At 60.2% G+C, this 23,184-nt stretch carries 20 protein-coding genes and 1 other RNA gene; 2 read left to right on the top strand and 19 right to left on the bottom strand.

Features of this window, described 5'->3' with window-relative positions:
* Window positions 1-144: 144 nt before the first annotated feature.
* The 6 genes from OIL88_03750 to ssrA all read right to left on the bottom strand — a co-directional run bounded on the left by OIL88_03750 (window position 145) and on the right by ssrA (window position 5,306).
* Window positions 145-642 (bottom strand): PTS glucose transporter subunit IIA, encoded by a 498-nt coding sequence (locus tag OIL88_03750; GenBank protein HJI71484.1) that lies wholly within the window; start codon window positions 640-642, stop codon window positions 145-147.
* 71 nt (window positions 643-713) lie between these two features.
* Window positions 714-2,051 carry a phosphoglucosamine mutase gene (glmM, locus tag OIL88_03745; protein ID HJI71483.1) on the bottom strand — a complete coding sequence of 446 codons (1,338 nt, stop codon included), beginning with the start codon at window positions 2,049-2,051 and terminating at the stop codon, window positions 714-716.
* A gap of 123 nt (window positions 2,052-2,174) precedes the next feature.
* Window positions 2,175-2,570: a 30S ribosomal protein S9 gene (rpsI, locus tag OIL88_03740; GenBank protein ID HJI71482.1), complete on the bottom strand. Its 396-nt coding sequence runs from the start codon at window positions 2,568-2,570 to the stop codon at window positions 2,175-2,177.
* A gap of 2 nt (window positions 2,571-2,572) precedes the next feature.
* Window positions 2,573-3,016 (bottom strand): 50S ribosomal protein L13, encoded by a 444-nt coding sequence (gene rplM, locus OIL88_03735; protein ID HJI71481.1) that lies wholly within the window; start codon window positions 3,014-3,016, stop codon window positions 2,573-2,575.
* A gap of 157 nt (window positions 3,017-3,173) precedes the next feature.
* Window positions 3,174-4,052, bottom strand: a complete 879-nt coding sequence (locus tag OIL88_03730; GenBank protein HJI71480.1) for a patatin family protein — start codon at window positions 4,050-4,052, stop codon at window positions 3,174-3,176.
* Window positions 4,053-4,942: 890 nt separating this feature from the next.
* Window positions 4,943-5,306, bottom strand: a transfer-messenger RNA (tmRNA) gene (gene ssrA / locus OIL88_03725).
* A 239-nt stretch (window positions 5,307-5,545) separates the two neighbouring features.
* Here ssrA and OIL88_03720 point away from each other — a divergent pair.
* Window positions 5,546-5,980 (top strand): hypothetical protein, encoded by a 435-nt coding sequence (locus tag OIL88_03720; protein ID HJI71479.1) that lies wholly within the window; start codon window positions 5,546-5,548, stop codon window positions 5,978-5,980.
* Window positions 5,981-6,039: 59 nt separating this feature from the next.
* Here OIL88_03720 and OIL88_03715 read toward each other — a convergent pair whose 3' ends face one another.
* From OIL88_03715 to OIL88_03690, 6 genes are all read right to left on the bottom strand, one after another.
* The gene (locus tag OIL88_03715) at window positions 6,040-6,555 is read right to left on the bottom strand and encodes a PIN domain-containing protein (GenBank protein ID HJI71478.1); all 516 of its coding nucleotides are present in this window, start codon (window positions 6,553-6,555) and stop codon (window positions 6,040-6,042) included.
* Entirely contained in the window at window positions 6,552-6,905 is a 354-nt protein-coding gene (locus tag OIL88_03710; GenBank protein HJI71477.1) for a hypothetical protein, read from the bottom strand. The genes OIL88_03715 and OIL88_03710 overlap by 4 nt, the downstream gene beginning before the upstream one ends.
* Window positions 6,906-7,048: 143 nt before the next feature.
* On the bottom strand, window positions 7,049-9,064 hold the full coding sequence (locus OIL88_03705; protein ID HJI71476.1) for a heavy metal translocating P-type ATPase: 2,016 nt from the start codon (window positions 9,062-9,064) through the stop codon (window positions 7,049-7,051).
* Window positions 9,065-9,142: 78 nt separating this feature from the next.
* Window positions 9,143-9,388, bottom strand: a complete 246-nt coding sequence (locus tag OIL88_03700) for a DUF6110 family protein (protein HJI71475.1) — start codon at window positions 9,386-9,388, stop codon at window positions 9,143-9,145.
* A 180-nt stretch (window positions 9,389-9,568) separates the two neighbouring features.
* Complete coding sequence (locus tag OIL88_03695) at window positions 9,569-11,326, bottom strand: ABC transporter ATP-binding protein/permease (GenBank protein ID HJI71474.1); 1,758 nt, start codon at window positions 11,324-11,326, stop codon at window positions 9,569-9,571.
* Complete coding sequence (locus tag OIL88_03690; GenBank protein HJI71473.1) at window positions 11,327-13,153, bottom strand: ABC transporter ATP-binding protein/permease; 1,827 nt, start codon at window positions 13,151-13,153, stop codon at window positions 11,327-11,329. It lies immediately after the preceding gene.
* Window positions 13,154-13,273: 120 nt separating this feature from the next.
* Here OIL88_03690 and OIL88_03685 point away from each other — a divergent pair, with 120 nt between their 5' ends.
* Window positions 13,274-14,272: a helix-turn-helix transcriptional regulator gene (locus OIL88_03685; GenBank protein HJI71472.1), complete on the top strand. Its 999-nt coding sequence runs from the start codon at window positions 13,274-13,276 to the stop codon at window positions 14,270-14,272.
* Window positions 14,273-14,336: 64 nt separating this feature from the next.
* On the opposite strand, the gene OIL88_03680 is transcribed toward OIL88_03685, so the two are convergent.
* From OIL88_03680 to OIL88_03650, 7 genes are all read right to left on the bottom strand, one after another.
* Entirely contained in the window at window positions 14,337-15,701 is a 1,365-nt protein-coding gene (locus OIL88_03680) for an ATP-binding protein (GenBank protein HJI71471.1), read from the bottom strand.
* 352 nt (window positions 15,702-16,053) lie between these two features.
* On the bottom strand, window positions 16,054-17,730 hold the full coding sequence (gene gatB, locus OIL88_03675; protein ID HJI71470.1) for an Asp-tRNA(Asn)/Glu-tRNA(Gln) amidotransferase subunit GatB: 1,677 nt from the start codon (window positions 17,728-17,730) through the stop codon (window positions 16,054-16,056).
* Window positions 17,730-19,244: an Asp-tRNA(Asn)/Glu-tRNA(Gln) amidotransferase subunit GatA gene (gene gatA, locus OIL88_03670; protein HJI71469.1), complete on the bottom strand. Its 1,515-nt coding sequence runs from the start codon at window positions 19,242-19,244 to the stop codon at window positions 17,730-17,732. Before gatA ends, gatB begins: the two co-directional genes overlap by 1 nt.
* Window positions 19,244-19,555, bottom strand: coding sequence for an Asp-tRNA(Asn)/Glu-tRNA(Gln) amidotransferase subunit GatC (gene gatC / locus OIL88_03665; GenBank protein ID HJI71468.1), 312 nt, complete (start codon window positions 19,553-19,555; stop codon window positions 19,244-19,246). The genes gatA and gatC overlap by 1 nt, the downstream gene beginning before the upstream one ends.
* Before the next feature lie 277 nt (window positions 19,556-19,832).
* Entirely contained in the window at window positions 19,833-20,747 is a 915-nt protein-coding gene (locus OIL88_03660; GenBank protein HJI71467.1) for a class C sortase, read from the bottom strand.
* A 143-nt stretch (window positions 20,748-20,890) separates the two neighbouring features.
* Entirely contained in the window at window positions 20,891-21,859 is a 969-nt protein-coding gene (locus OIL88_03655; GenBank protein ID HJI71466.1) for a hypothetical protein, read from the bottom strand.
* A gap of 685 nt (window positions 21,860-22,544) precedes the next feature.
* Window positions 22,545-22,949, bottom strand: coding sequence for a prealbumin-like fold domain-containing protein (locus OIL88_03650; GenBank protein HJI71465.1), 405 nt, complete (start codon window positions 22,947-22,949; stop codon window positions 22,545-22,547).
* Between the last annotated feature and the right edge of the window lie 235 nt (window positions 22,950-23,184).

Raw genomic sequence — 23,184 nt, 5'->3', positions numbered from 1 at the left:
AACCGCGTCGAGGCCCCTGCCCGTCCACGGCGACCCAAGGCCGTTTGGCCTCGGACAGCTCCCATCTTGCCACGGAGGGCGCCCTCTTTCAAGGGCGCCCTCCGTAAACGTGTTTGAATTGTAGGCCAAAGGCCAAGAGCGCCCCTAGCGCTCGCGAGCGACGATGAGCTGGTCCATCTCCTCGACATACGATCCAACAGATCCCTTGATGCTCGAGAACTCGACAGAGTTACACACCAAGATGGGAACCGTCACATCGTATCCCTCGGCCGCAATCGCCTCGCGATTGAACTCGATGAGCACGTCGCCCTTGTGGACAATGTCGCCCACCTGCGCATACACGGTAAAATGCTTGCCCTCGAGCTGAACGGTATCCAGGCCAACATGGATAAGCACATCAAGGCCATCGACCGTATTAAGCGCGACAGCGTGTCCCGTGGGAAAAATTGCCTCGACCTTGGCATCAGCCGGCGCAATCACGCGCGTGCCCGTGGGCTGAATTGCCACACCCTGGCCCAAGAGACCGGTGGCAAACGTCTGGTCATTGACCTCGGACAGCGGAATAACGTCGCCCGAGATGGGAGCATCCAGCGTAAGGACTCGACCACGCATACCAAAAGACCTCAGGACTTTAGTGAACATGCTCCCCCTCGGACATACCAATCAACCAAAATAACTTTAACAGTTTACCACTTGGCACCCATTTTTGACCATTAGGGAAGTTCGCGCTTGACAACCTCAACGATGTCGTCGACGACGCGCTGGGTCAGCTCGTGCGTCTCGGCCTCGGCCATCACGCGGACCAGCGGCTCAGTACCGCTCGGACGCACCAGAATGCGGCCACGGCCGTCAAGCTCCTTCTCGGCAGCAGCGACGGCGTCCCAGATGGGCTGGCAGTCGTCCAGGCCGGCCTTGTTGTCGGAATGCACGTTGACGAGCACCTGCGGGTACTTCTTCATGATGCCGGCAAGATCGGTGAGGGTGCGGCCGGTGCGCTTGAGCACGGCCAGCAGCTGCAGAGCCGTCACCAGGCCGTCACCGGTGGTGTTGTGCTCCAGGAAGATAATGTGGCCGGACTGCTCGCCGCCGATGACGGCGCCGTCGGCGAGCATGCGCTCCAGAACGTAACGGTCGCCCACGGCGGTCTGGACCATCTCGAAGCCCTGCTCCTTCATAGCGATGGAGAAGCCCAGGTTGCACATGATGGTCGAGACAATCTCGGAGTTGGCGAGCTTGCCACGGGCGGCGAGGTCGGAGCCGCAGATGGCCAGGATGTAGTCGCCGTCGATCTCGTTGCCCTCGCTGTCCACGAAGAGCACGCGGTCGGCATCGCCATCGTGGGCCAGGCCAATGTCGGCGTGGGTGCGCAGGACGAGCTCGCGCAGGGGCTCAAGATGGGTGGAGCCGCACTCGACGTTGATGTCGGTACCGCAGTAGTCGGTGTTGATGGCATGGACCGTGGCGCCCAGGCGCTGCAATGCGGCGGGCGTGGTCTGGCAAGAGGCGCCGTGACCGCAGTCGACGGCAACAACCAGGCCGTCGAGCCTCAGGCCGTCGAGCGTATCGATAGCGTGGTCGACGTATGCCTTGCGAGCATCCTTCATCTTGATGATGTGGCCCACACCGGCGCCAGTCGGCAGCGTGTCGGCAGCCATGGCCTCCTCGGACATGACCCATGCGCTGATCTCCTCCTCGACGGCGTCGGGAAGCTTCATGCCCTTGCGGCTAAAGAACTTGATGCCGTTGAACTCCGGCGGATTGTGCGAAGCGGAAATGACGATGCCGCCGTCGAGCTCGTTCTGAACGGTGAGCAGCGCCACGGCCGGCGTAGGGATAACGCCGCAGCAGTGCGGACGGCCGCCCTCGGCCATGATGCCGGCGGTCAGAGCACTCTCGAGCATGGTGCCCGAAAGGCGCGTGTCGCGGCCGACGCAGATATCCGGACCAAGGAACTTGGTCGCCGCGCGGCCTAGGCGAAACGCGAGGTCGCACGAGAGGTCGGCATTGGCGACGCCACGGACGCCATCGGTACCGAAGATGTTCTGGGGCATAGGATTGCTCCTTCCCTAGCGGGCGATATGCAACCGCCCACCCTAGTCGAAAAAGAAAAGCGGGACCCGCCGAGGAATCGGCAGGCCCCGCTTGTACATTGTATCTCGTAAGGAGATAAAACCTTAGCGCTTGGAGAACTGGGGAGCGCGGCGGGCCTTCTTGAGGCCGTACTTCTTGCGCTCGACCACGCGAGCATCGCGCGTAAGGAAACCGGCCTTCTTGAGGTCAGCACGGTAGTCGCCAGCGTTCAGAAGAGCGCGAGCGATGCCCAGGCGCAGAGCGCCGGACTGACCGGAGATGCCGCCGCCATCGCACAGAGCGATAACGTCGAACTGACCGGCGGTGTCGGTCACCTTGAAGGGAGCAAGGGCGTTCTCAACGAGCTGATGACGGCCGAAATACTGCTCGGCGTCACGCTTGTTGACAGTCACCTTGCCGGTGCCGGGGACGAGACGGACGCGGGCGACGGCGTTCTTACGACGGCCGGTACCCTGGTAGACAACGGTGTTCTCAGCCATCTTTAAGCCTCCAGCTCAATCTTCGTGGGGTTCTGGGCAGCGTGCGGATGCTCGGCACCAGCGTAGACCTTAAGCTTGGTCATCTGGGCACGGCCGAGGGTGGTCTTGGGCAGCATACCGCGAACGGCGCGCTCGATGACCTTCTCCGGGTGCTTCTCCATAGCCTGGCGGAAGCTCTCAGCCTTGAGGCCGCCGTTGTAGCCGCTGTGGCGATAATAGGTCTTCGTGTCGGCCTTGTTACCGGTAAGCTGGACCTTATCGGCGTTGATGACGACAACGAAGTCGCCGCAGTCGCTGTTGGGCGTGAACTGGGGCTTGTTCTTACCGCGCAGGATCATTGCGATCTGGGTGGCAAGACGGCCCAGGACAGCACCATCGGCGTCGACGAGAACCCAGTTGCGCTGGACCTCGCCCTGCTTGGCGTAGTGAGTCGATTTCGAAATCACTTAGACTCCTCCATGTACAGTACGTGTTGTTACAGAGATTCACGGGGCTCTGCAAGTAACCCGTCCATATTACCCCGCTCGCCGCACGAGTCAACAGGTATTTTGGCTCCGACCAGAGTTTCTGCACATGTCGTCCATGGGTCATGACGTTGTGACACTAGCGCTCGACAAATGCCTCGATATCACTCAATAGACGCTTTGCCTCCTGGCGGCCCTGAATATACAGGTCGAGCAGCTTTGCCGGATCGTGCTCAACGTGGCCGACCTCGACCGGCTTTTGCGGAGCAACGACCAGCGCGCGACCCTCGCGCTCATACTTCCACAGATGCATGCGCTGGATGTTGTAGCGGTCGTGGCGCGTCTCGATGGCCTCGAGCAGGTAGGGGTAGTCGACATAGCGAGCGCGTGCGGCTGGCATAAACTCGTAGGGCTTTTTCTCGTACGAGCGGTCCTGCGTGACAATGACAACTGCGCGATCGAAGCCCGCCTCCTCCAGCACGTGCTCGATGGGGACCGAATCGGCTACGCCGCCGTCGACGTATTTGTGCCCATCGATCTCGACCGGCGGCGTCACCAGCGGCAGCGACGTCGATGCGCGCACGGCGTCGAGGTCAAGTACGGCGCTTTTGACCGGCAGGTAGGCAGCAGTTCCAAAGAGCATGTCCGTCGCGACGGCGTACATCTCGATGGGGCTCGCGTCGAACGTCTCGTTGTCAAAGGGGTCCAGGCGGTCCTGGACATCGTTGAAAATAAAGTCGTAACCCACAATAGAGCCCGTGGACGCAAACGATGCGGCGCCCATGAAGCGGCTGTCGTTGCAGAAAGCCAGGTTGATGCGGTTGGCACGGCCGATCTGGTGCGACTTGTAGTTCACGCCGTTGAGGGCGCCGGCCGATACACCGTAGACAGCCGGGATCTCGACGCCGGCCTCCATGAGGACGTCGAGCACGCCCGCGGTAAACTGCCCACGGAAGCTGCCGCCCTCCAGAACGAGCGCGACCTTGCCAGCGTTTTTCGCCTTATCTTCTGCAGTCATGTTGACCTCCTGCGATTGCGTTTTGGCTCTCTTCTACCCAGTTTTGTGATGGAGGGCGCACGGGTTTTGGAGTTGAGAGTGGGGCGGGAAAGCGTGTCCCAGTTTAAAGCGGGATTCCGGGATGCGCTTTCCGCTTGGACCGCCGTTGGGAAAGCGCGTCCCGTTCTGAGCACGGATTCCGGGATGAACTTTCCGCCAGTCACTCATCCGGAAAATGAATCCCAATCTGGGCGTCGATTCCGGGTCGCAGTTTCCGCTTGAGGCATCATCTGGAAACTACGTCCCAGTCTGAGCCGATATTCTGGAACAGGGTTTCCGCCTAGGCCGCCGTTGGGAAAATGCATCCCACTCTGCGTTACCGCGGCGTTTTCTTTACGCCCGCGCCCTGCACAGAGTTCGATTCTCCGCGGTACGGGGTTTGCGTTGTAGCAGGGGCATGGGCAGCTGAAACCCAATCGACATCGTATCTGCTTTGGGTTGAGGCTTTGCGCGGAGAATCCGCGTGTTCGCCTCGCGAACCCGCACCGGCTTCGGCCGCCTGCCGGCGTCCTCGCCCGCGGGCTAAAAACGCTCACGCGTTTTCTTTACGCCCGCGCCCTGCACAGAGTTCGATTCTCCGCGGTACGGGGTTTGCGTTGTAGCAGGGGCATGGGCAGCTGAAACTCAATCGACATCGCATCTGTTTTGGGTTGAGGCTTTGCGCGGAGAATCCGCGTGTTCGCCTCGCGAACCCGCACCGGCTTCGGCCGCCTGCCGGCGTCCTCGCCCGCGGGCTAAAAACGCTCACGCGTTTTCTTTACGCTCGCGCCCTGCACAGAGTTCGATTCTCCGCGGTATCTATAAGTAATAAAAAAGCAGGTAGGTGCGTTTACCTACCTGCTTATAACTTTTGGTGGAGGCGCGGAGAATCGAACTCCGGTCCACGAAAGCCCCCTGATTGGCATCTCCAAGCTCAGTCGCTGGTTTCGTCTCGGACGCTTTGCGCGCAGCGACACGCTCGCGGCGTCCTAACCGGTTCGGTCTTAGCCCGCGCCATACCGATTACGTGCGCAGGAGCATTCCCCTAAAATGACGTCGCGCCGGTGTCGGGGAAATCACCGGGTTGACGCGCCGCTATAAACTAAGCAGCGAGAGCCATAGGCTCAAAAGAAGAGTTGTTGTCAATTCAATTTGACGGTACCCCTGTTTAACGAGGCGAGGAGACCTCGGCTTGCTTCCTCTCTCAGAGCTATCGTGTCGAAACCAGTCGCCCCCGAATGTCGGGAAAGTCTGGATGGCATTGGGCACACGAGCACCCAACAACCGTCGACTTTTCAAGGAACACGCGAGGCAAGCCCCGCTTGTGGAGTGTTATCTTACCACGTTCTGAAAGCGGACAGCTGTTCTATGCACGAGCTGTGAAGACCGTAATGTGCACTGCACTTCGCACTTTTGCTACCGATCGCGTCACGTATATTTTCGCCAAGCAAAATTGATCCGTCGAAAGGACCGTTATGGTTACCAAACAGCAGCTCGTCAATGCCCTCGTTGGCCTGGGCTCAACCATTACCGAAGCTATGGATGTCATCGAGGGCTTTGTCCCCTGCGGACATCCCGCCCTCACGGTATCGAACGCACTCGTCGCGCTGGACGCTGACGATGATGAAGCCCTCGCCCAGCAGCTTGAGACCGTCAAGGGCTTTATCGACCACGTGAGCGAGAACCGCGGCGTCACCGCACATCACGATCTCTTTGTTGAGCTCGTGGGCCCCAAAGCCGATCTGCTCGCAGCGATCCGCGAGGTAGGCGCCCTTATGCAGACCGCAGGCGTCAAGAACACCCAGGTCAACGAGTGGGTCTACCGCAGCTTAGCCGCACTGAATGACTCCGACGAGAAGGCAGCCGAGAAGCTCGCCGAAGCCCCCGCCATCAAGGCCGCGCTTTTGTAATTAAGGATGCGTGCCCTTCGGAGCGTCAACGTTCCGAAGGGCACGCAGACAGCCAGGCGCTATCGGGATACCTGCCCACCACGTTCGGCCAAAGCCAGAATCGGCATCATTTGGCGTGGCGTTTTTGCTGCAATATCGGCATGTTCGAGCAGCTTGCGATCGTTAGTCACCAAGTAATCGACCTGTGCGCGCTTGCATGCGGCGAGCACCAAGTTGTCCTCGTAATCGCGATGGAGCGCTAAGTATTTGTCGGCCAGCCAAAGGTCCGACGCATCCGCACCCACGGCCGTGGCGTTTTCGGTCATATTCCGAACAAACGCCAGCGCCGCATCGCCAATTGCACGGGCAGACGCCTCGTCAAGCGCTCCCCCGTTGGCAAGAACGCTGCGCTTTAGCTCGTGTTGGACAACGTACAGTACGTCCTTAGCGATATGCACCGGGAAGAACAGCAACGCCCCCGTCTCCGTCGCCTGCCCAATAAACGCACGCGCAGCAAGCGACTCGGCATGGTCAACGCAAAACGAATCAACCCACACATTCGCATCCACCATGATTTTAAGAGGGGCTCCGCTCACAGGATCATCCCCTTTTGGCGATAGCGCTCGTCCATGGCTTCGGAATAGATTGCGTCCCAATCGCGATCGTCGGACACAGGCGACGTAGCGATGCCCATGTCCGCGTAAAGCTGATCCGCCGCCGCCCATGATGCGGCGAACGGCGTATCGGGCGCGATGGTCTGCTGCCGGTCATCGACGGCCGCAAGCACTTCCTCGCACTGACCGCCGCCCTGCGCAACCTTGGCCACAACCTTTTTGATGAGCTCGGGCAGCGACCCACCCGAGAGCCGCAACGCTTCCTCGGCACGAACCTTGACCTGGCGATCCACGCGAATATTCACTTGTGCCATGCCGCTAATAGCACTCACGTCATTCACGCTCCTTCAATTTGCTAGCCATGCTAGCACCACTATATAGAGAAGCTAGCAGATGGTCAAACGCAAAAGGCCCGCACACGGATGGCGGCAATGCCATCCGGGCGCGGGCCAGATAACGTGGGCGAACACGCCTGCTAACGCAGGTAAGCCTTTGCGTTGTTGAGGCTGTAGGCGATCGTTGAGCCGTTGTGCAGCAGCGACGACGCCTGCGGGGTAATCGCGCCGGTAATGCCGAGCGCCAAAAGCGCCGAGTTGGTAAGCATCACCTTGGAATACGAACTCGTCAGACGGTCGATGAGTCCCTGGCTCATTCGGCGCAGGCGTACGATTGCGGCAAGGTCCGTATCGGTCAGGATGATGTCGGCGACCTCCTTGGCGATGTCGCTTCCGCCGCCCATGGCCAGGCCCACGTCGGCCAGACCCAGCGCCGGCGAGTCGTTGACGCCGTCGCCCACCATGGCAACGCGGCGTCCCTCGCGCTTGATCCGCTCCACGTAGGCGTACTTGTCCTCGGGCAGCAGCTCGGCCTTAAACTCGTCGACGCCCGCCTCGCGCGCGATGCGCTCTGCCGTGCGCTCGGAGTCACCTGTGAGCATAACGACATGCTTGACGCCCAATGCATGCAGGTCGGCAATGGCCTCGCGCACGCCAGGCTTGAGCGGGTCCTCGATGCCAAGCACGCCTACAACCGTGCCATCGACCGCCAGGTACAACGGCGACAGGCCCTGCATCTGGGACTCGATGCGCTCCTTAATGTCGGACTCCAGCTGCGCACCCTCGTCCTCAAACACAAAGTGCGCCGAGCCAATAATTGCGCGACGTCCCTCGATGGACGAGGCAATGCCGTGCGCCACGATGTACTCGACGGCGGCATGGCGCTCGCGATGCTCGAGCCCGCGCTCGCCCGCGGCGTTGACGACGGCGCGCGCCACCGGATGCGGAAAATGCTCCTCCAGGCAGGCGGAAAGGCGTAGAACCTCGTCCTCGCTCCAGCCGTCGGTCGTGAGCACGCAGGCCAGGCGCGGCTGGGCTTCGGTCAGCGTGCCGGTCTTATCAAAGACGATGGTGTCGGCCTTGGCAAACGACTCAAAGTACTTGGCGCCCTTGACCATGACGCCCATCTTGGCGGCGTCGCTCATGGCGGTCATAACGGCGACCGAGCCCGTGAGCTTGAGTGCACATGAGTAATCGACCATCAGCGCCGCGGAAGTCTTGATGAGGCTGCGCGTGGTGAGCGCAACCAGGCCCGCGAGCAGGAAGTTCCACGGGACGATCTTGTTGGCGAGGTCCTCCATGTGCGACTGACCCTCGGACTTGAGCGAGTCGGCCGTCTGCACAAGCGAGACGATCGAACGGAGCTTGGTCTGAGCCGTGTTGGCGCGCACGCGCACCAAGATGCTGCCGTCTTCCACGACGGTGCCGGCGAACACGTCGTCGCCCACGCTGCGCTCGACGGCCAGCGGCTCGCCGGTCAGGGTCGCCTGGTTGACCATGGCGCTCCCCTGCTCGACCACGCCATCGATGCAGATGGACATGCCGGTGCGCACGGCGACCAAATCGCCGGGCTCGAGCTCGGTCGCGGCAACGCTCACCTCGGTGTCGCCGACGACCTTTTGCGCCTTGTCGGGCACATCGAGTAGCGAGTTGATGAGCTCGTTTTCGCTCATGGCGCGGGTGTAGTCCTCGAGCAGCTCGCCCACGTTAAGCAGAAACATCGTCTGGCCCGCGGTGTCAACATCACGCTTGACGAACGAGATGCCAATGGCCGAAGCGTCGAGCACGGGAACGGTCAGGCGCGGCTTCGCGAGCTCATGAAGGGCAGCGCGCAAAAATGCCATGTAACCAGCCACGACAAAGATGGCACGCAGCGGCGTAGGCAGGAACCAGCGGCGCGCGTAATGGGCACCGACGAGTGTCGCCAGGTCCATAACGAGTTTGTGCTTGCGTGGCTCAAGCTGCATCACGTAACCCGACTTGGCATCGGCGATAGCTTGAGCATCGAGTGCGCCCAGGGCGTCGAGCACGCTCGCGCGGCGCGGCTCGTCGTACTCCAGCGCCATCTGGCCAATACGGCCATAAACGCGCACCTTGTGCACGCCGTCGATATCGCCGCTGAGCTTAAGAAGTGCATCGAGATCGCTCTCTGGCACAGGACCCGCCAATTGAAGACGGGTCCTGCCGGGGATCTCGCTGATAATCGAGAATCTCATAGTTTGTGCCTGGGAGCGTTACTCGGCTGCGTTGTCCGCATCAGCCTCGCTCTGGGTGATGTAGGCAGCCTCGGCAACCATGTCGTCGACATTGGCCTTGGCCTGCTCGACCATGTCCTGGTAGCAGTTCTTGACGCGCATACCGCACGCGATGCCCTGCACGCAGGCATTCTTTACCGGAGCGCTGGTGAGCAGCTTGATGCCGGCCGTGCCAAGCAGAAAACCGCCACCGACAAGCAGAGTGTTAAACGTCGACTTCTTCATGTTGCTTCTCCCTTTTGCCGCACAAGCGCGGCATGGTGCCTTAGCACCCGAGTTCATTAGTTTGCTCGAGCACGCTTTTGAAAATAGTTTAGTATAACTATTTGGTCAACAATGGCTAACTTTTTGGAAACTATGGGGATGAACTCAATGTGACAAAGGGATTGTCCCTTTGTCACATTCCTATAGCCGCCAGGCAGCCGCTTCCTTTTGCAGCGCAACCATGCGGGCGAATTCTCCACCTGCTGTCTTGAGCTGCGCTGGAGTGCCCTGTTCGGCAACCACACCATCCTTGAGCACAACGATTTTGTCGGCATTTTCCACCGTACGCATACGGTGGGCAATAACGATAACCGTCTTGCCTGCAAGCAGACGGGAAAGTGCCTGTTGCACCACGGTCTCGTTCTCCACATCCAAGCTCGCCGTCGCCTCGTCCAACAGCACGATGGGCGCGTCTTTGAGCAGCGCGCGGGCGATAGAGATGCGCTGGCGCTCGCCGCCGGACAGCTTGGAGCCGTTCTCGCCGATCATGGTATCGTAGCCCTGCGGCATGCGGCTCACAAACTCGTCGCAGTTGGCGGCACGCGCGGCCGCAAGCACTTCCTCATCGGTGGCATCACGACACCCGAGGCGGATGTTTCCCATCACCGTGTCGTCAAAGAGCAGCACGCCTTGGAACACAATGGCGTAGTCGCGCAGGAGCACCTCGGGATCCACGCTCGCGACATCCACGCCACCCACGGTGACCGTGCCTTCGGTGGCATCCCAAAAGCGCGCGGCCAGGCGGCTCACCGTAGACTTACCGGAACCCGAAGGACCGACTAGTGCCGTGACCTCGCCTTCCTTGGCGGTAAAGCTCACATCGGTAAGAACTTTCTCGCCGGCGCGTCCGTCCTCGCCCGCACCATAGCCAAATGCTACGTGATCGAACACCACATCGTGGCCCGCGGGCTCAAATTTCTCGCTGCCCCGCGCCACAGGCTCTTCCATGATAGAACGCATGCGCTTGGCAGACGACTCGGCGGCAAATAGCTCGGACATTAACATTAACGCCTGGTCAAAGGGCGCATAGATACGGCTCACCATAAGCAGGAAGGCAAACATCACCAAAAAGTCGACCTGTCCGGAGGCGACCACCGCGGCACCCGTGACCAGCGTGGTGGCAATGCCCAGACGCAGGATGGCAAAGGCGGAGTTGACCAAAAGCCCGTTAGCGAGCTCGCCCTTGGTGGTCTCGCGCTCCTCGGCATCGATCACGGCGTTGAGTCCCTCAAGATAATGGGCCTCCTGGTTGGTGGCACGGATCTCGCGAACGCAGTCGAGCGTCTCTTGAATTGCCTCGGTAACCTTGACCTTCTCGGCACGTACGCAATCGAACACCGGGGTCATGGGGCCGCGTGTTAGATACAGCACGGCAAAGGCCACGGGAACGCTCCAAAACGCCGCGATCGCCAGCTGCCAGCAAAAGAACAGCGACGCCACGAACACAATGGTGCTTGCGATGATGGCACCCCAAAGCTCTCCCAGCACGTGGCTGTAGGCGTGCTCCATGGCCTGGACGTCGCCCATGATGGTCTCGGTTAAATCGGCCAGATCACGACGACCAAAAAACGACAGCGGCAGTTTGCGCAAGCGCTCGGCAATCTCCATACGCTGCTTGCCGCACTCCTCGTAAAAGATGCAGTAGGTGTAGTAATACTGCTGCCAGTTAGAGGCAAAGAGCAACACGAAAAAGACCACGAGGCCGCCCACGATCGGCAGGGCATCCGGCAGGTCGGCGCCAGTGGCGAGATGTTCGACAAAACCGGCCATGACCAGGAATAAAAAGCCCATGCCGGCCATGGTAATGAGATTGGTGAGCGTGGTCCAGAAAATGCCGCGTTTTACTCCGGCGACGCCTTTATCGGATAGGAAATACTTCTTTTGGAATGAGGCGAACATTTAGGCCTCGCCTCCCTTCGTGACGGCGGCATCCGCGGTCGCTGCAGTGATTTTCCAGCTCGCGGCCTGTTCGTATTCGGCCCACATCTTGGCATACAAGCCGTTTTGGGACAGCAACTCGGCATGGGTACCCGACTCCTGCACCCTGCCCTGGTTGAGCACCACGATTTGATCTGCGCCCACTACAGTCGAGAGTCGATGAGCAATCATAATGACCGTGCGACCCGCCGCCAGCTTGCTAAAGGCGCGCTGGATGAGCGCCTCGTTCTCGGGGTCGGCAAACGCCGTGGCCTCATCGAGCACCACGATAGGCGCGTCTTTAAGGATCGCGCGGGCGAGCGCCACGCGCTGGACCTCGCCGCCCGAAAGATATGCTCCGCCGGCACCGAGCATGGTATTGATGCCCTGCGGGAGCCTGGCCACAATGTCGTCGCACTGAGCTGCGGAGAGGGCCGCACGCACTTCGTCGTCAGTGGCCGTAGGCTTGGAGGCGCGCACATTATCGGCAAGTGTTTGCCGGAACAGCTGGTTAGTCTGGAACACGAAAGCGACCTGGTCCATAAGCTCGTGCGGATCCATATCGCAAACGTCCACACCGCCTACAAGCACTCGGCCCGAAGAGACATCCCAAAAACGAGGAATCAGGCTTGCGCAGGTTGACTTGCCGCCGCCCGAAGGACCCACTAGGGCGAGGGTGCTACCAGCGGGAACGTTAAAGGTTACGTGGCTGACGGCAGGTGCTTCGGCACCCTCGTACGTGAAGCTCACGTCCTCAAAGCGCACATCGCTGCCGGCAGGGTGCTTGAGTTGGGCGGGCACGGAGAGCTGCTTGGAATCCATAATACTTCGAATACGAGCCAGCGAATCGGCACTCATCTGAGAGGCCTCGCCCACAAACATGAGCTTGGTCATGGCCGTCGGTACCACGGCCGAAAATATCGCGTAAAACGTGAAGTTGGCCATAAAATGCGCGAAGTCCGTCTCGCCCGGCGCCAACAGCAACGCCACGGGCAACAGGAATGCCACAAGACCATTGAGCGCGGTAAGGTTGAGTACCTGCGGACCTCGGCAGAACGTGCCCGCATAGTTTTGTGCCATGTCGGCGTATTCGGCGATCGCATCGTGGAAAGCCTTAAAGGAGTAGACCGTCTGCTGAAACACCTTGACCACGGGAATACCGCGTACGTATTCGGTGCCGGTCTTGTTCATCTTGACCAGCGCTCCCATGTAGGCCTTCATGAACTCGGCGCCTTTGCCGCTCATCATGGTGGCCATGGCGCCAAACGAAATGGCCACCGAGATGAGGCATGCCGCGCCCAAGCGCCAATCGAGGGCGAAAAGCAATACGAGCAGGCCCACGACCATGGCGGCGGCGCCTGCGATATCGGGCAGCATGTGTGCGAGCAAAGTCTCGGTGGAGGCGGCACATCCGTCTACAACACGACGCAGCTCACCGGTGGCGTGCGTGTCAAAGTAGCCAAGCGGCAGCTTAAGCAGGTGCTCGCTCGTAGTCTTGCGGATATTGGACGCACAGCGAAACGCGGACAGATGCGTGCACATGAGCCCCACGAAATAAGCTACGATGCTTGCCAGGGCAAAACCCACGGCCCACCAGCCATACATCGCGATGTCGCAGGCTTCGCTCCAGTTAGGTGCCACGGCGATCAGATCGCGCGCGACAAGCCAAATGCACACGTACGGGCCAAAGCTCAGCAGCTGCGAGAGCGCCGAGAGCGCCATGCCCAAATACGTTAGGAATTTGCGGTCACCGGCATACGCGAGCAACTCGCCGATGCCTCCACCTTCCCTTTTTGATCCCTTTGCCATGAGATTCCTTTCTAACGGCTTGAGAGTTAACCGTACTCAACTTATCATTGATATGTTAGCCAAGGCACACAATCGAGCCAGGCGTGGACGTTTTCGCAAAGGAAGGGGACGCTTTTGAAAATGCATCGGGCTGCGACCGACATAACTGAGCTCTACGCACCACAGTTTGAGCAGTTTGGCCTGGAGCTTTCCGGCAAGGGCGCTGTCTTTACCGGCGAGGTGGCAAACGATTGGGCGCACGGACGCGCATGGATCATGCCTCTCCCCCCTGCCTGCATTGTCATGGAGCATTTCATCACCCCGACGCACGATATGTACCTGGCCGAATACACACCCGAGCCGTACGCCTGCGTGAGCGAAGTCAGCGCGCCCACACTTACATGCATGCCCGAGACTGGCATAACGCCCGCGAACCTCAAACCATCGCATGGACCGTGGCCAAACAATGCCGTTTGCAGCTTTATCCAAGATAGCTGTGGCGAGGAATTAAGCCCGCTGTTTGCGGGGGAACTTTATCACTCGCGCTCGGTGCTCTTTTTGCCTGGATATTTTGACGAACTGGAGCACCGCTATCCCACCGAGTTCGCGGGAATCTTTGAGGCGTTTGCCGAGCCATGGCACGAGGAAGCGACGTCTGCCATCTATCACACGCTGCGCCGGATTAACGAGGACCGTGCCCAAACCGTAGGCGGACACGTCTATATGCAGGGCATCGTGGAGACCATGGTCGCGGAGCTCGCCTGTTCGCGCGCGGCCCACAAGCAGGCGCGGCAGGCGGCAGACACACGCGTCAGCATAACCATGGCCGAAGAAGCAACGGCAATGATTGAGCGCACGCTCGACAAAGGCAGACATGTGGGTATCAACGAGGTGGCCGAGAGGCTCTACACAAGCCGCTCCAAACTATGCGCCACCTTTAAGGCCCAAACCGGCGAGTCCCTGGGCGCCTACATTCGCAGACGCCGTATGGAGCGAGCGCAGGACCTTTTGGCAGATAGCGCGCTCACGATAGCGCAGGTGGCAGAGCGTCTAGGCTGCCCTCAGCAGGCCGCCTTCGCCCAAGCCTTCAAGCAATACACCGGCATGACACCCACGGCTTGGCGAAGCAAGCATCGCTAAGGCCCAAGCTCCCTGGCCGTAACGGAGCGATTAATTAGCCGCCGCCCGTCAGCTCACCCGGGATCTAAACGTCAAGATGCGCACAATCAAGCGCCTTTTTGATAAGAGGGACAGATCGATCAGCCAAATACAACGGAATGTTGAGCACCCCGTCGTCGAGCTTTAGGTTCTTAAGTGAGTAGCGGACCCTCAATGGAGTCGTCTCCGCGTGCTTGTCGGCATAGTACTTAAGGCTCTTGGAATGAACGACCTCTCCCGATTTGACCTCGACGGGCACGATTTCGTTCCCGACTTGAATCAAAAAATCGACTTCGTGCTTCGGCTTCTCGTTTGTCCAATAACGCGGAGCAGCATCTAACTGTGAAAGTAATGCCTGAAGCACATAATTCTCGGCGAACGAACCTTTGAACTCCGAAAATAGCGCATCCGAGATGGCAAAAGCGGACGCATCCAGTCTTGCCATGCGGCGCAGCAAACCGACATCAAGACAGTAGACTTTAAATGCCTTGAGGTCATCGTATGCAGAGAGCGGCACGCCACCGGCAGCATTAAGGCGAACCGCCATGATGAGCCCAGCATCGGCAAGCCATTCCAGAGCATCCTCGTATTCTCGAGCACGAGCCCCCTCGCGCACCGCACCCCAAACGAACTTTTTATTCTCGCGCGCCAACTGAGTTGGAATCGAGTTCCATATTTGCGAAAGCTTAGCGAACTGCGCACGGCCACCATGCTTGGCAAAATCGCGCTCGTAGGAATCCAAGAGATCGGACAACACCTTATCGACCTGAACGATATCGCCCGTCTCCACCCACCGGCCAAGAGCCTCTGGCATGCCGCCGCATGCAAAATAACGACGAAGATGCTCGACGAGACGGACATGGAAGAAATCGGGCACTGTCTCGATCTGATCCAGGCCGCCAAGGTATTCGTCGTAGTTTGCAGCGCCCTCGGCTTTCAGAAACTCGGAAAAGCTCATGGGGCGCATCTCCATGAACTCGACCTTTCCCACCGGAAAAGCGCTGGTCTCACGGGACAAGCGAACGCCCAACAAAGACCCTGCGCATGCGACGTGATACTCGGGGGCCTCGTCACAGAAGTATTTAAGGGCGCCGACTGCAGAAGGACAATCCTGGATCTCATCAATAATAAGCAGCGTCTCGCCGGGATCGATAGGTTGTCCAAGTGCCAGGGAAAGGTTTGAGATGATCCGCCGAGGATCGCGCGTACCTTCGAAAAACTGAGCGTACTCGCTCTGTACCCCAGGTGACGGTTCCTCGAGCGTCAGATACACAAAATTGCGGTACGAGGTTCGACCGAACTCCTTAAGCGCCCACGTCTTTCCAACCTGGCGCGCCCCCTTAAGGATAAGCGGCTTACGATATTCCGACGCTTTCCAAGCGTTAAGCTTGGCAATGATATCTCGCTGCATGACCGAACCTCCCGCAAAGAAACTTCCGTAAACGTGATATTTCCCACATTTTACCCTAGGTAAAACGTGACATTTATCACATTTACGGAAGTTTTAAGCTCGTTTCGCCACACTTTCATCACATTCAAAAGGCGGAGGCGCATTTTGCGCCTCCGTCACCATCTTTCCTATCAGCCCGCCTGACCCGAACGGCCGAGTCGTCTGGCCGGGGAAGCCCCGAGTCGCCGGGGTGTTTGCTCCAAATGAGTTCCGCATGCAAAGAAGGCCACTAAATGTGGCCTTCGTCTTGCATAGGACTGTTTGAAATTTGGAGGAAACACCCCGGCGACTCGGGGCTTCCCCGGCCTCGCAGCTACGAGAGCGACGTTCTCAGCAACTCGTTGAAGAGCTTCGGGTTGCCCTTGCCGCGGCTCGCCTTCATGCACCGGCCCACCAAAAAGCCGATGACCTTCTGGTTGCCGTCGCGGTACTGCTGCGCCTGCTCGGCGCAGTTTGCCAGCACCTCGTCCACGATCGGCTGCAGCGCGCCGGCATCGCTCACCTGGCGCATGCCGCGCTCATCGACGATCTTGTTGGGGTCGTCGCCGGTCTGGGCCATGGCCTCAAAGACCTCGTGCGCCTGGTTGGAGCTGATGGCGTCGGTCGCCAGCAGCTTGGCAAGGGCTGCCACCTGAGCCGGCGCAATGCCGGACTCGGCGAGCGACACGCCTGCGCCCTTAAGGTAGGCGATCATCTCGTTGACCAGCAGGTTCGCAACCGTCTGGGCCTCCTTGCCGGCCATACCGGCAGCGGCGGCCTCAAAGAACTCGGCGAACTCGGGGTCGCCGGCAATCTGCTCGGCATCGGCGACCTTAATGCCAAAGTCCGCCTCAAAACGGGCACGCTTGGCATCGGGCAGCTCGGGAATCTCACCACGGCAGCGATCGATGAACTCGTCGTCCAGATCGAACGGCGCCAGGTCGGGATCGGGGAACAGACGGTAGTCGTCGGCCGTCTCCTTCACGCGCATGACCACGGTACGTTTGCGGCTAGGCTCCCAGTGACGGGTCTCCTGGTAGATGATGCCGCCCTCCTCGAGCACCTCGGCCTGGCGGCAGATCTCGTAGGCAAGACCGTCGTGCAGGCTCTTGAACGAGTTGAGGTTCTTGAGCTCGGTCTTGGTGCCCAGCTTGGTCTCACCGCGACGACGCAGCGACACGTTGCCGTCGCAGCGCATGGAGCCCTTCTCCATGGAGCAGTCGGAAATGCCCAGCGTCACAAAGATGCGACGGAGCTTCTCCATAAACAGGCGCGCCTCCTCGGGCGTGCGCAGGTCGGGCTCGGTGACGAGCTCGATCAACGGCGTGCCGCAGCGGTTGTAGTCGACGAGCGACTCGGCCGCGGCGGTAATGCGACCCTCGGCACCGCCCACGTGCACCATCTTGGCGGCGTCCTCCTCCATATGGATGCGCAGGATGCGGATGGGCACCGTGTAGGAGCCGTCCTCGCGGCGCTCGGGCATCTGCAGGTTGGACGCGTCGTAGCTGGCCAGGTGGCCGGCGCGCTGGTTGCCCTCGCGCATGGTCGACGACATGGACGTGGACAGGCCCTCGGCGTTGGCGGAGGCGCTCGCCAGGCTCTGGGCCTCGGCCTCGCCAAACGCGCAGTCCGGGCGCTCAGCGGCACCGCGACCGGTCACGTCCAGGTCCAGGTGACCGTACATGGCAAAGGCGACCGGACCCTGCGTGGTCTGGAAGTTCTTGGCCATATCGGGATAGAAGTAGTGCTTGCGGTAGAACATCGAGTGGCGCTGGATCTCGCAGTTGGTGGCGAGACCTGCCTTGACGATGCTCTCGATGGCGCGCTTGTTAGGCACCGGCAGGGCGCCGGGCAGGCCCAGGCACACCGGGCACACGTTGGCGTTGGGCTCGTCATCGTGGCTGAGCTTGCAGTTGCAGAACATCTTGGTGTCGAGTGCGGTGAGCTCGGTGTGGATCTCCAGGCCGATCACGGCCTCCCAATCCTGCAGGACCTCGGAAAGCTCCTTCATTACAGCTCGCCTCCCTTCCCGGCAAAATCGGGCGCGACGGAAAGCGCGGGCGCACCCGTGGTGGCATCGGCAAAGCCGCGCTCCAGAGCGCGGGCAAACGTGAGCAGCTGACGGTCCTTAAAGGCAGGGCCCACCAGCTGGGCAGAAACGGGCAGCTTGCTGTCCTCGCCCAGGCCCAGCGGCACCGAGATGCCGCCGTTGCCGCAAATGTTGAGCGAAATGGTGTACAGGTCGGACAGGTACATCTGCGTGGGGTCGCTGATCTCGCCAAACTTAAAGGCCGTGCGCGGCGAGGCGGGCATCAGGATCGTATCCACCTTGGCATACGCGGCGTCGTAGTCCTGCGTGATGAGCGTGCGGGCCTTCTGCGCGGCGTAGTAATACTTGTCGTACACGCCCGAGCTCAGCAGGTAGGCGCCGAGCATCTGACGGCGCTTGGCCTCGGCGCCAAAGCCGTGGGCGCGCGACAGCGAGCTCTGGTCGGACAGGTTGGCGCAGCCCTCCTCCTGGTAGCCGTAGCGAATGCCGTCGAAGCGGGCCAGGTTGGAGAACGCCTCGGCCGGGCCGATGACGTAGTAGGCAGCGATGGCAGCGTCCAGGTGCGGCAGGTCGACCTCGACCAGCTCGGCACCCTGGTTCTGCAGCTCCTGGGCGGCGCGCTGAACAGCGGCCTTGACCTCGGACGTCAGGCCCTCGGCCTCCATAAACGCGGGGATGATGCCCACGCGCTTGCCCTCGATGCTGTCGTTGAGGTGCTCGGTAAAGTCGACGGCACAGTCCTGGCTGGTGCAGTCGTAGGGATCGTGGCCCGCGCCGGTAAGCGCGTTCATGGCCAGCGCAACATCCTCGACCGTGCGGCCGAAGGGGCCCACCTGGTCGAGCGACGAGCCAAAGGCCACCACGCCGTAGCGGCTCACGGCGCCGTACGTGGGCTTAAGGCCCACCACGCCGCAGAGCGCCGCCGGCTGACGGATGGAGCCGCCGGTGTCCGAACCCAGCGAGAGCGCGACCTCGCCCGCAGCGACGGCGGCAGCGGAGCCGCCCGAGGAGCCGCCGGGCACGCGCTCGGTATCCCAGGGGTTGTTGGTGCGGTGGAAGGCCGAGCTCTCGGTAGAGCTACCAAAAGCAAACTCGTCCATGTTGGCCTTGCCCATGGGCAAGCAGCCGGCGTCGAGCATGCGCTGAACGCAGGTGGCGGTGTAGACGCTCTGGTAATCCCCGAGCATGCGGGAAGCGCAGGTAGTGCGCGTGCCCACGAGGTTCATGTTGTCCTTGATGGCCAGCGGCACGCCCGCGAGCGGGGGCAGCGGCTTTCCGGCGGCACGGTCGGCATCCACACACGCAGCGGCCTCGAGCGCGAGCTCGGGCGACACCTGCAGGAACGCCTGGACCCCGCCCTCGCGCGCCTCGATGGCGGAAAGGGAGGCCTGGGCCACCTCGGTAGCGGTAAAGTCGCCGGCGGCAACGCCCGCGGCGATCTGGGCGGCGGTAAGGGAATCGAAGCTCTGAGCCATTACTCGCTCTCCCCCTCTCCCAAAATGGACGGCACGCGGAAGTAGCGGTCGCGCGCGCTGCCGGCGTTCTCCAGCGCAACGTCGAGCGGCAGGTCGCGCTCTGGCTCGCGCAGGTCGTCACCCATCACGTTGGACAGGCTTCCGATGGGATGGAACGTGGGCTCCACGTCGGGCAAGTCATATTGCAAGACGGGCTCGAGCATCTGGACGGCGTCGTTCATATAGGACGTCATCTGGGTGAGCTCGTCATCGGTCAGTGCGATCTTTGCGTACTCGGCGATGCCGCGCACGTCTTTCTCGCTGAGTGCCATAGGCGCTCCCTTCCGCATAACAGTTAAACCGCTCTAGTATACAGGGCAACGCCGGCTTGAAGCAGGCGCTTTACCCAAATGCAGCGAAAACGTAACGAGGACGGCGACTGGAAGGGCGCGACCCGGCGGACCTGCGGCGAAAACCGTCCCACCCACAACAAAAACCGTCCCAACATTCAACGTTTTTCGGCAAAATCGCGTTTTTCATCGAATGTTGGGACGGTTTGGAAGCCCCGACCACCACAAAGGGCCACTTTGTGGTGGTTCTGAACAATGGCTATGCCGAGGCCTTGGCCTTGCGGCGTTTGCGGATCGTGTGGACCACGATGTCCAGCAGCAACAACAGAATGGCTACAACCACGATGAGCACGGCAAACTCGCGCTTGCCCCAGTGGCGGCCGGCCAGCGACTTTTGCTTGTCGACGTCCTTCTTGCTGTACTTGGTGCGCACGCAATGCACCAGCAGGCGATGGTCGTTCACGCCATAAGGCGTGCAGGTGACGAGCGTCACCTTATCGGCGCCGGGCTCGATGGTCAGCGACTCCATCTCCTCGGGCAGCACAACCTCGGAGTCCACCATCTTGTAGGCAAGCGTCTTGTCCATGGTGTGCAGCAGTACCAGGTCGCCGGGCTCCAGCGAATGGATGTCGTCGAACATGCTCAGGTTGCGCATGCCCGAGTGCGCGGTGAGCACGCAATGCGTCGAGGTGCCTCCCACCGGCAGGCTCGTGCCCTCCAGGTGGCCGACGCCCGCCATAAGGACTTCCTCGCTTGTGCCGTGATAGATGGGCATGCTCACGTCGATGGAGGGGATCTCGACCCAGCTCATCATGGGGTCGCGATCAAAGATGAGCTGCTGATCGTAGGGCTCGATCTGGTCGGCGGGAAGCTCGGTGGCCTCGCCGGCAAGCTGCTCGTTAAAGGAGCGCGCCTGCAGCAGAATGCGCTCGCGCTCCTCTTCGGAAAGCGCGTCCACGGTGCTGGACACGGTGCTGATCTGGTTGAACACGCCCGAGGCCTCGAGCCGGTCCAAAATCCACGGCCAGGTCATAAGGCCCACGCCAATAAGGATGATAACGATGGTGATGAGCCGGTCGGCCCAGCGCGGTAGTCGCTTGCGACGACGCTTACCACCCTTAGGCTTGGGCTGGGAGCTCGAGCCGCCGTTATCCGCAGCGTTATCGCTCTTCATATGTTTGGCGCCCTTCACCATCGCCTGTCACTCCTCTAAAGCTCAGGTTGTCTAAACAAATAATAGCCGATTCGCGAGCCCCTATCCCGGACAACGCAGCCAGGACCGAAGCACCGCCTACGGTCGGAATTCTTAGAGACCTTCTACAGCGCTTCCTGCCATGGATATTCCTTTCCAAACATGCGATCGACTTCGAGCTGAATTCGTTCATCGTCGATTGCCGCCAAAGATAGCGCAAGTGAAATGTCGTCGATACGGGAGGAGTCGGCAAACACGGGCGCATAGCGCCACACTTGGATCATCGCCGTTTCGTTATCCGGCAACTCCCCGTCTGCGACTTCGAGGTCGCTCAGTTGACGCCGTGCGCTTCTTAAGACGGCCTTTTGTTCCATGCCCGGCGCAGCGAGCATCGAACGCGCAGCGAGCGCCGTCTCCCCGGCGTCAACAAGATAGTCGATCTGCTGCGTCTTCCTTGCAAAAAAGACCTTCGAGACAGGCGAGGAGAGCTCTGCCATGTGCTCGCTGAGCAGAAGATCAACGGCAACAGGGAACACGACGACACGTCGCTCGCGACGCTCGCGCCTCGCGAGCCCCCTGTCAACAAGCTCGGTTATGGCCTCGCTCGCGCGGCTTGCCGAAATCCCAAGCGCATGGCAAAGGTCATAGGGGCGATATGGCTCCTGGGCTGCTCCCCAGATTGCGGCAGCCTGTGCGTTGGGTGACATCTTGGTCGCGTGGTTGCGAAACCGGGCACCGCCCCTCTCCGTGCAGGCTGTGCCCATAAATGGAAGAAAAGCCTGTCTGCCGGGGCAAACAAACGGAATCCCTTGTGCGACCAATGCTTTGCGCTGACGTGCATCGGCATCAGGAAACGAAACGACAACAGGAGTCTCCGCGCGCAAGGCTAGCTGACTATAGACCCTCTTAGCCTCGGGAAGCCCGACGCCTGTAGGCAAACTTGCAAGCAAAAACGAAAAACCGTTTGCGTCAACAGCACGGACCTCAATCGTCCGCAGATGCAGCGGCAAGCGTGCGGATCCAGGCCAAGTTTTGGTCTTGGCGGAAAGGCCTAGTGCTTCTTGTAAGTAGATTAGCGCTTCGTTCATTTTCATTGTTTTCGTTCGATTCCAGTTTATATTGGAATTATACATTATTTTCGGAATTAACGAGATTCCGTTCGTGCCTAAGCCCATATTTGAGTTTTCAAAATGTCCCGAATCGACTGGACGATTCGGGATACAATATCAATAGAAAACGACGCACCCCGCGTAAATGTTTGGGAGCGCGGGCGGCCTAGTTTTCAGCTTTTGTTAAATGCCCGGGATCCGACCCCCGGGCATTCTTATTTGCGCTTTCGGCACAAATGCCGTCCACCGTCCGCACCGCGCGTGCGCCTACGGACCTTAAACCGAACCTCATACGAGTCAAGAAACGCGATGACGAACGTGCCCACCGCCGCGAGGGCGGCGAGCGCGTTAAGGAATTTCAGCATTTGGGGACCTCCGATCGAGTCGTCGGCCGCCCGCGCACGGGATGCGTCGCAAGGCCATTTTACTGCGAGCGTATGCACCCGCAGCTGGTAAACGCAATAATTGCAAACATCTGTTCGATATTCATACGCTTGATCCATCGAGCAATGGAGCCTGCCTGTGTTGTCCAAAAAGAACGGGGCAGACTCCAGTGCGGAGTCTGCCCCGAAAAGAGAATGGCAAAGCAAGAACGTGGATGGACGAGAAAAGTGTCCGCAAGTCTCATGGCCATCACATCCCACCTGCCAAAGGGATGGGTGAGTGAGCCTTACTCCTGCTCGGACTCCTCAGCCTGCTTACGGCTGCGGATGAGGTGCGCCACGCCGATGCACAGCACCGCGCCACCAGCGATCCAAGTGAAGGTCACGCCGTTAAGACCGGTCAGCGGGAGGCCGGAGCCTTTCTTGTTCTTGACGGTAAGGGTAACGGTGCCGCCACCAGAAGAGGAATTGGTGACGAGACCAGAACCATTCTTGGATGTGGTCACCGTCAACGTATTCTCGCCCTCATTCTGATTAAGACCCGTGGCAGTAATGGTGAACGTGAATTTGGGCACGGTGTTATAGCCGGGGAGCGTATGGGTCTCCTCGACCGTGTAAGCGCCAGCATCGAGGCCCTTGACGCTGATTTCGCCCTTATCATCAGTCGTAAAATCATAAGCAGTATTGCCCAAAGAACCGTTCACTTAGACATACTGGGCGCCGGCGCCCTCGTCGGTTCCCTTGGAAGAGGTGCCGGGCGGAGAGCGGAGCATGGCCACCGGACCCACCGAAACACATCTCCACCGTTCCTTCAACTGGGAAAATGCCGCCCCGGAGCCCGGGAGGGACCCCGGGGGCTTTCGGCTAACTGCGGGAACGGCCTATCCGCTCAGTATGTTCAGCTGAGATCAGAAATCAACCGGAGAA

The organism is Coriobacteriaceae bacterium, from assembly GCA_025992855.1.
Lineage (GTDB): Bacteria > Actinomycetota > Coriobacteriia > Coriobacteriales > Coriobacteriaceae > Collinsella.
The sequence above is the reverse complement of the archived record's forward strand: the minus strand, read 5'-3'. Positions and strand labels throughout refer to the sequence as shown.